This is a genomic window from Streptomyces sp. UNOB3_S3 (assembly GCF_020740895.1).
Classification (GTDB): domain Bacteria; phylum Actinomycetota; class Actinomycetes; order Streptomycetales; family Streptomycetaceae; genus Streptomyces.
Map to the genome: position 1 here is coordinate 1 of NZ_JAILXP010000358.1, position 7,208 is coordinate 7,208.

The 7,208-nt window shown below is 72.1% G+C and carries 7 protein-coding genes and 1 pseudogene; 4 read left to right on the forward strand and 4 right to left on the reverse strand.

Annotated features, from left to right (window positions below):
• Both K6I33_RS28675 and K6I33_RS28680 read left to right on the forward strand, forming a co-directional pair.
• Positions 1-278 (forward strand): annotated as a pseudogene (locus K6I33_RS28675) (MFS transporter); the annotation flags it as partial.
• Between the two features lie 51 nt (positions 279-329).
• Positions 330-989: an HAD-IA family hydrolase gene (locus K6I33_RS28680; RefSeq protein WP_229357449.1), complete on the forward strand. Its 660-nt coding sequence runs from the start codon at positions 330-332 to the stop codon at positions 987-989.
• 126 nt (positions 990-1,115) lie between these two features.
• Here the strand turns inward: K6I33_RS28680 and K6I33_RS28685 are convergent, their stop codons facing one another.
• From K6I33_RS28685 to K6I33_RS28700, 4 genes are all read right to left on the reverse strand, one after another.
• The gene (locus K6I33_RS28685; RefSeq protein WP_229357450.1) at positions 1,116-1,673 is read right to left on the reverse strand and encodes a hypothetical protein; all 558 of its coding nucleotides are present in this window, start codon (positions 1,671-1,673) and stop codon (positions 1,116-1,118) included.
• A gap of 159 nt (positions 1,674-1,832) precedes the next feature.
• Complete coding sequence (locus tag K6I33_RS28690; RefSeq protein WP_229357451.1) at positions 1,833-2,270, reverse strand: MarR family winged helix-turn-helix transcriptional regulator; 438 nt, start codon at positions 2,268-2,270, stop codon at positions 1,833-1,835.
• On the reverse strand, positions 2,267-3,691 hold the full coding sequence (locus tag K6I33_RS28695; protein WP_229357452.1) for an MFS transporter: 1,425 nt from the start codon (positions 3,689-3,691) through the stop codon (positions 2,267-2,269). The genes K6I33_RS28690 and K6I33_RS28695 overlap by 4 nt, the downstream gene beginning before the upstream one ends.
• A gap of 82 nt (positions 3,692-3,773) precedes the next feature.
• Positions 3,774-4,541 (reverse strand): SDR family oxidoreductase, encoded by a 768-nt coding sequence (locus tag K6I33_RS28700; RefSeq protein WP_229357453.1) that lies wholly within the window; start codon positions 4,539-4,541, stop codon positions 3,774-3,776.
• Positions 4,542-4,852: 311 nt separating this feature from the next.
• Here K6I33_RS28700 and K6I33_RS28705 point away from each other — a divergent pair, with 311 nt between their 5' ends.
• Together K6I33_RS28705 and K6I33_RS28710 are read left to right on the forward strand one after the other, a co-directional pair.
• Entirely contained in the window at positions 4,853-5,770 is a 918-nt protein-coding gene (locus tag K6I33_RS28705; RefSeq protein ID WP_275126797.1) for a chitosanase, read from the forward strand.
• A gap of 138 nt (positions 5,771-5,908) precedes the next feature.
• A partial coding sequence (locus K6I33_RS28710) for an alkaline phosphatase family protein (RefSeq protein WP_275126798.1) occupies positions 5,909-7,208 on the forward strand: 1,300 nt, incomplete at its 3' end.

Consider the following 7,208-nt stretch of genomic DNA (forward strand, 5'->3'; position numbering starts at 1 on the left):
CGGCGGGGGCGCTCGTGGTGTGGGGGCTCGCGTACGGGGGAGTGTCGGTCGCCTGCCAGACCTGGCTGACGACCGTCGCACCGGGCGCGGGGGAGACCGCGTCGGCGCTCTTCGTGGCCGTCTTCAACGTCGCCATCGCGTCGGGCGCGCTCCTGGGCGGCCGTGCGGTGGACGCCGCCTCACTCTCCGCCGCGCTGTGGCTGGGCGGACTGCTGTCAGCGGCGGCGATCGTGCCCCTGGCCCTGGCCGGGCGCGCCGGGGCCGGCCGCGTCGGCTGACCGAAGGATCCGGACCTTTCGGCCCGGAACGGTCCCGGTACGCTCCCGGCCATGCGATTTCCGATTGACGCCCTCTTATTCGACAGCGATGACACGGTCGTCTGCATGCGCCCGGTGGCCCGACGCGTATGGAGGCGATGGGCGGAGTCGTACGGCATGACCCTCGACGAGGTGATGGCCAGGGTCCCGGTGCACGGCCGCCCCGCCTCCGCGATCATCGCGGACCTGCTGCCCGCCGGCCAAGTGGCCCAGGCGGTAAGGCGCCTGGAGGACGCCGAGGTGGCCGACGCCCTGGCCGGCAACGTCACCCCGGTGCCCGGAGCCGCCGAACTCATACCCTCGCTGCCCGCGCACCGCTGGGCCGTGGTGACCTCCGGCGCCCGCCGCGTGGCCGAGGCCCGCCTCGGGCGGCTCGGTATGCTCCCCGAGGTCCTCGTCACCGTCGACGACATCACCCACCACAAGCCCCACCCCGAACCCTTCCTCCTGGCGGCCGAACGCCTCGGCGCCGACCCGTCCCGCTGCGCCGTCGTCGAGGACTCCCCGGCCGGGCTGGCCGCCGGGCGCGCGGCGGGCATGACCACCATCGCCCTGACCACCACCCACGCGGCGGAGAAGCTCGAAGCGGACGTGATCGTCAAGGACCTCTCTGCCCTCTCCGCCCACGTCTCGCACGACGGCCGGCTCGAGGTCGGGATCACGAGGGGCTGACGATTTCCCGTCCTGTCCCGTCCCGTCCTCGTCCCGCCCCCGTCCCGCCGCGTACGAGGTGGGACGGGGGCGGCGGACGGTGATGTCGCCAGGGTGATCCGGCCGCCGGCCGGCTCGCGGGGGTGGTCAGCGCACCCAGCCGGTGAAGCCCTGAGAGGTCCGGTGGCGCGTCCGCCCGGCGGGCCGGGGGGCGCCGCCGGCCGGGTCGAGGGCCGCGGCGACGGCCCGGACCAGCCAGGCGTTGACCGACAGGCCCTCCTGCCCGGCGGCGTCCTCGACGCGGGCCTTGAGGGGCGCGGGGAGACGGAAGTTGATCCGTGCCGTGCCGCCTTCGTCGCCCTCGGCCGGCGTCATGGCCGCGGCGGGCGCGGGAGGCAGGGGGGCGCGGAGGCCACCCATGCCGTCGTCGTACGCGGCGCCGTTCTCGAAGGCGTCCGGAGCGGGAGGCGGCGTCACGACGAATTCGGGGTCGAGCCCGCGCAGCCGTACGTCGACCGAACCGGGCGCGAGGTCCCGCGTCACCTCGTCCATGGCGGCGGAGAGCGCGTTCAGCAGCGTGAGCCGGGTGGCGGACTCCAGGGGCGCGGTGAGCCGCTCGGCCAGGGCTCGTGCTTCGTCACCGCCCGCGTCCGCGGCGACCGCGAGCTGGCGGTGAAGATCGTCGACATAGGGCGTCAAGTCCATGGCGCCATCATGGCGCCAAGATGGCGCCATGTGCAAGTCCCGGGATGGCGTCACGTCGCAACGGCATGGGGTGGTTCTCGACGACACTCTTCATGGCCAGCGTGGAACGGAGGCGCTGCTCGGCCGAGCAGCGGCCGAACGGACGGGGCGCCGGCGCGGTCAGCGCCGCTGATCGGCCGACAGCTTCACCACGTGCTCGGCGATCCGCTCCAGTGCCGCCAGGTCCTCCTCCGGCAGGGCCAGCAGCGCCGCCGGCGGCCGGCCGATGATCGCATCGGCCCGCTCGGCGGCGGCGACCCCTTCCGGCGTCAGGGAGACGATCTTGGATCGCCGGTCCGCGGGGTTCTCCGAACGCTCGACCAGACCCTGCCGCGCCAGGTCGTCCACGACGAGCGTCGTGTACGGCCGGTCCGTCAGCAGCTCGTCCGCCAGTTCCCGCAGTGTCATGGGGCGTTTGGCGATCCGGCGCAGCGCCTTGACGCGGATGAAGCTCATGCCGAGCGCCTCGACGACCTCCTTGCGGCGCTCGTTGCCGCCGAGGACGATCTCCCGGAGGTTGTCCCAGGCCCGTCGTGCTGTCTCGTCCTGCGTGTTCATGGGGTCGTCACCGAGGTCCTGGTCCGGTCGGGGCCGTTGTGGTCGAGGCCGGCCGCGGCGCGTTCGGCGGTCCGAACGGCCCAGTGGCCGGTGGTGATCGTACCGAGGGCGAGGACGGCCAGTCCGCACCCCGTGATGATCCACCAGCCGGCGACCCCCGTCCCCGAGGCGGCCGTGGCGCCGATGACGGCGACACCGAGCGACGTGCCGACCTGGCGGCTGGTGGAGGCCAGCGCGGCCGCCACCCCGGCCCGGGAGTGCGGGAGGCCGGAGACCGCGGTGTTGGTGATGGGCGCGTTCACCAGCCCGAAGCCGATGCCGAAGAGCACATAGGCGGTGAACAGCAGCGGATCCGAGGACTCCGCGTCGAACGCCGCGAAGAGCACGCCGCTGGCGGTGAGCGTCACCCCGGCCAGGACCAGCGGCAGCCGGGGCCCGCGCGCTCCCACCAGCCGTCCGGACAGCGGTGCGAAGACCAGGCACATGGCGGCCATGGGCAGCATGTGCAGGCCCGCCTCCAGGGCGGACAGACCGCGCCGCTCCTGGAGGTGCAGCATGTTGAGGAAGAGGAAGCCGGACAGCGCCGCGAAGGCGCACACCGCCGCGGTGGTGGCTCCGGCCAGCGGCGCGCTGCGGAACAGGCGGGGTTCGATGAGGGGTTCGAAGCGCCGGTTCTCATGGACGATCAGCGTGGCGAGAGCGGCCGCGGAGAGGGTGAAGCAGCCGATGATCTCCGGAGAGGCCCAGCCGGCGGCCCGGCCCTCGATGATCCCGTAGGTCAGCGAGGCGAGCAGCAGGATCATCAGCAGCTGGCCGGCCGGGTCGAAGCGGCGCGGGCGCGGGGCCCGGGACTCCGGGACGTAGCGCAGGGTCATCACCAGCGCCGCCAGCCCGACGGGCACGTTGATCCAGAAGATCGAGCGCCAGCCGACCGACTCGACCAGGGTGCCGCCGATGATGGGCCCGGCCGCCATGCTGATGCCCACGACCCCGCCCCAGACGCCTATGGCCCGGGCCCGTTCGGCGGGGCGGGTGAAGGTGTTGGTGATGATCGACATCGCGACGGGGTTGAGCATGGAGCCGCCGACGGCCTGGAGGGCCCGGAAGGTGATCAGCCAGCCGAGGCCGGGGGCGAGGCTGCACAGGGCCGACGCGGCGGTGAACACCACCAGACCGGTCAGGAAGACGCGGCGCCGGCCGAACCGGTCGGCCGTCGAGCCCGCGAGCATGAGCAAAGAGGCCACGACGACGACATAGGCGTCGATCGTCCACTGGAGCCCCGAGACGGAGGCGCCCAGATCGGTCCGCAGCGAGGGCAGGGCCACATTGAGGATTGTGTTGTCCAGGCTGACCAGCAGCAGGGCCGAGCAGCAGATGCCGAGGACGAGCCAACGGCGGGTGGGGGGCAACTCCGGTGACACGCGACCTCCCGGTCGATTAGTTCAATAACTCCAATCATTTAAAGAGTACAACCAATGTTGGGTCCGGCGCGATCTTCGGCGGTCAGGGCTCCTGTGCCGTCGGCCGCACCGTGATCTCGTTGACGGCGGCGTGCGGTGGCTGGGTCACCATGAAGACGACGGCCCGGGCGATGTCGTCGGCGCGCAGCCACGCCTCCCGTGGCATGCCGGGCGCGACCGGCTGCCAGTCGTTGCCGGCCGTCATCTCCGTGGTGGTCAGGCCGGGCTCCACCAGGCCCACCCTGACGGCCCGGCCGGTCATCTCCTGGCGCAGCGCCTCGCTGAAGACGCACACCGCGTGTTTGGTCGCCGAGTAGACGCTGTTGTTCTTGCGGACGATCCGGCCGGCCACCGAGCTGATGTTGACGAGGTCGGCGACCCCGCGCCGCCCGTCCGCGGCCGCGCTCACCAGGTGGGGCAGGGCCGCTCGCGAGACGTTCAGGACGGCGGTGAAATTGAGGTCCACCATCCGCTGCCACTGCTCCGGGTCGCCCTCCTCGACCGCGCCCCGGGCCACGTAACCGGCGCTGTTGACGACCACGTCCAGCCGTCCCAGGTGCCGCACCCCGTCCTCGACGACGCCACGGGCCCGGTCCCCCTCGCTCAGGTCGGCGGGGAGCACGGCGCACGCGCCTCCCTCGCCGCGAACCGTGGCGGCCAGCCGCTCCAGCCGTTCGGCGCGCCGGGCCACGAGGGCGACGGCGGCGCCCTGCCGGGCCAGGGCGAGCGCGGTGGCCGCCCCGATGCCGCTCGAAGCGCCGGTCACCAGCGCGGCGCACCCCGACAGCGGCGCGTCGGTCGTGTTGCTCACTCTGCCTCCTCGCTCATGGCGATGGCCGATGAGTAACGGGTACCCGGTGCCCGTGCCGCGATAGCACCCCACTGACAGCGCGAATCCTTACGACGGGGCCGGGTCCCGTAAGGCAAACCGCTGGGACTCCGTTCGCCGGGCCCCAGTCCGAGCGCGGGGGTTCGGCCGGGGCACGTGGGCTCAGCCAAGTGGGTCGGAAAGACCGGGGCCCGGCCCGGACGCTTGTGGCCACTGCCGCCCCACGGCTATCCAAGGACCACCACAGCCCCACAGCCCCCTCCGGCCCTTGAGCCCCGCCCCGGGAGAAGCCCATGCGTGACGACCGGCCGGCCCGAGGAAACCTTCGGACCGCTCGAAGAAATCTTCGGAGAAATCTTCGGATCGCCTGCGCCGGCCTGGCCGTCGCCCTCACCGTCGGCGCCACGACGCCTCCCGAGACCGGCCTCGACTGCCCGCGCGCCAAGGAAGTGGCGATGGAACTGGTCGCCAGCGCCGAGAACTCCACCCTCGACTGGAGAAGCCAGTACCAGTACATCGAGGACATCGGTGACGGACAGGGCTACACCGGCGGCATCATCGGCTTCTGCTCCGGCACCGGGGACATGCTGGAAGTCGTCACCCTCTACACCCGGCACAAGCCCGCCAACCCGCTCGCCGCCTTCCTCCCCGCGCTGCGCAAGGTCAACGGCACCTCCTCCCACGCCGGGCTGGGCGACCCCTTCGTCAAGGCATGGAAGGCGGCCGCCGCCGACGAGGCGTTCCAGGCGGCGCAGGAGGAGGAACGCGACCACGTCTACTTCGGCCCCTCGGTGCGGCGGGCCAAGGAGGACGGGCTGCGTACGCTCGGCCAGTTCGTCTACTTCGACGCCATCGTCATGCACGGTGGCGGCGACGACCGGAACGGGTTCGGCTTCATCCGCAAGAGCGCCATGGCCAGGGCGAAGCCACCCGCCCTGGGCGGGGACGAGGCGGCCTACCTCAACGCCTTCCTCGACGCCCGCAAGGCCGCCATCAAACGCGCCACGGTCCACGGCAACACCAGCCGGGTCGACACCGAACAGCGCGTCTTCCTCAACGAACGGAACTTCGACCTCGAACCGCCGCTGCGCTGGAAGACCTACGGCGACCCGTACGAGATCCGGACCTGGCCGAGCCCCGAAGCCCACAGTCCCGAATCCCACAGTCCCGAATCCCACAGTCCCGAGGACCCTCACCACCAACCGGCGTGACGGTACGGACGTCACCCGGCGGGTCGCTTCCGGCCGTTCCGGGCCGGGGTGGGCATGGGACAGGCGTTCCCTCTTGTGCACGGAGGCGCCGTCGTGTGTGCTGGCGCGCGTTCCCGGCCTCCGGCACCGAGGTGGACCATGACCGATCTCTCCCGTCGACGCCTGCTCGGATCGGCACTCGGCATCGGCGGACTCACCGCCGCGATGTCCCTGCTCCCCCCGAACCTGCGCCGCGCCATGGCACGACCGCCCGGGCGCCCCGGGACCCTGAGAGACATCGAGCACGTCGTGGTCCTGATGCAGGAGAACCGCTCGTTCGACCACTACTTCGGCACGATGCGCGGCGTACGGGGATTCGACGACCCGCACGCGGCGACCCTCCCCGACGGGCGCACGGTCTTCCACCAGCCGGACCCCGAACACCCGGACGGCTACCTCCTGCCGTTCCACCTCGACACCCGCAGTACCAGCTCCCAGGCGATCCCCTCGACCAGCCACGCCTGGACGGTGCAGCACGCCGCCGTGAACGGCGGCCGCATGGACAACTGGCTCCCCGCGCACCGCAAGGCCGACGGCGAGCGGAACGGCCCCTACACCATGGGCTACTACGAACGGGCCGACATCCCCTTCCACTTCGCGCTCGCCGAGTCCTTCACCCTCTGCGACGCCTACCACTGCTCCGTCCTCGGGCCCACCTGGCCGAACCGGCTCTACCACTGGACCGGCACGAACGACCCGAACGGACGCCACGGCGGCCCCGTCATCAGCAACTCGATCCCGTCGCCCTTCCGCTGGACGACCTACCCCGAGCGCCTCACCCGGGCCGGCGTCTCCTGGCACGTGTACCAGGAGGAGGACGACTACGGCTGCAACCCGCTGGAGTTCTTCAAGGCCTACCAGGACTCCTCGCCCGGGGATCCGCTCCACGAGCACGGGCTCGCCATCGCCCCGGCCGGCGCCTTCGAGCGCGACGCGCGCGAGGGCCGGCTGCCCACCGTGTCCTGGATCATCCCGCCGTCCCCGCAGTGCGAGCACCCCGACTACCTCCCGGCCGCGGGCGCCGACTACCTCGCCGGCCTGCTGGACGCCGTCGCCGTGAACCCGGACGTCTGGCGGAAGACCGTGTTCATCATCAACTACGACGAGAACGACGGGCTCTTCGACCACGTCGTCCCGCCGATGCCACCGAAGGGCACCCCGGACGAATTCGTCGGCGGCCTGCCCATCGGCGCCGGCATCAGAGTGCCCTGCGTCATCGTCTCGCCCTGGACCCAGGGCGGCTACGTGGCCACCGAGCCCTTCGACCACACCTCCGTCCTGCGCTTCCTCGAACAGATCACCGGGGTGCGGGAGCCGAACATCAGCGCCTGGCGACGCCGCACCTTCGGGGACCTCACCTCGGCACTCGGCCTGCCCAGCACCCGCCCCCACCCGGCCC

Coding starts and splice junctions, on each gene's coding strand:
- K6I33_RS28680 (WP_229357449.1), top strand. CDS start 330: ATGCGATTTCCGATTGACGCCCTCTTATTCGACAGCGATGACACGGTC.
- K6I33_RS28685 (WP_229357450.1), bottom strand. CDS start 1,673: ATGGACTTGACGCCCTATGTCGACGATCTTCACCGCCAGCTCGCGGTC.
- K6I33_RS28690 (WP_229357451.1), bottom strand. CDS start 2,270: ATGAACACGCAGGACGAGACAGCACGACGGGCCTGGGACAACCTCCGG.
- K6I33_RS28705 (WP_275126797.1), top strand. CDS start 4,853: ATGCGTGACGACCGGCCGGCCCGAGGAAACCTTCGGACCGCTCGAAGA.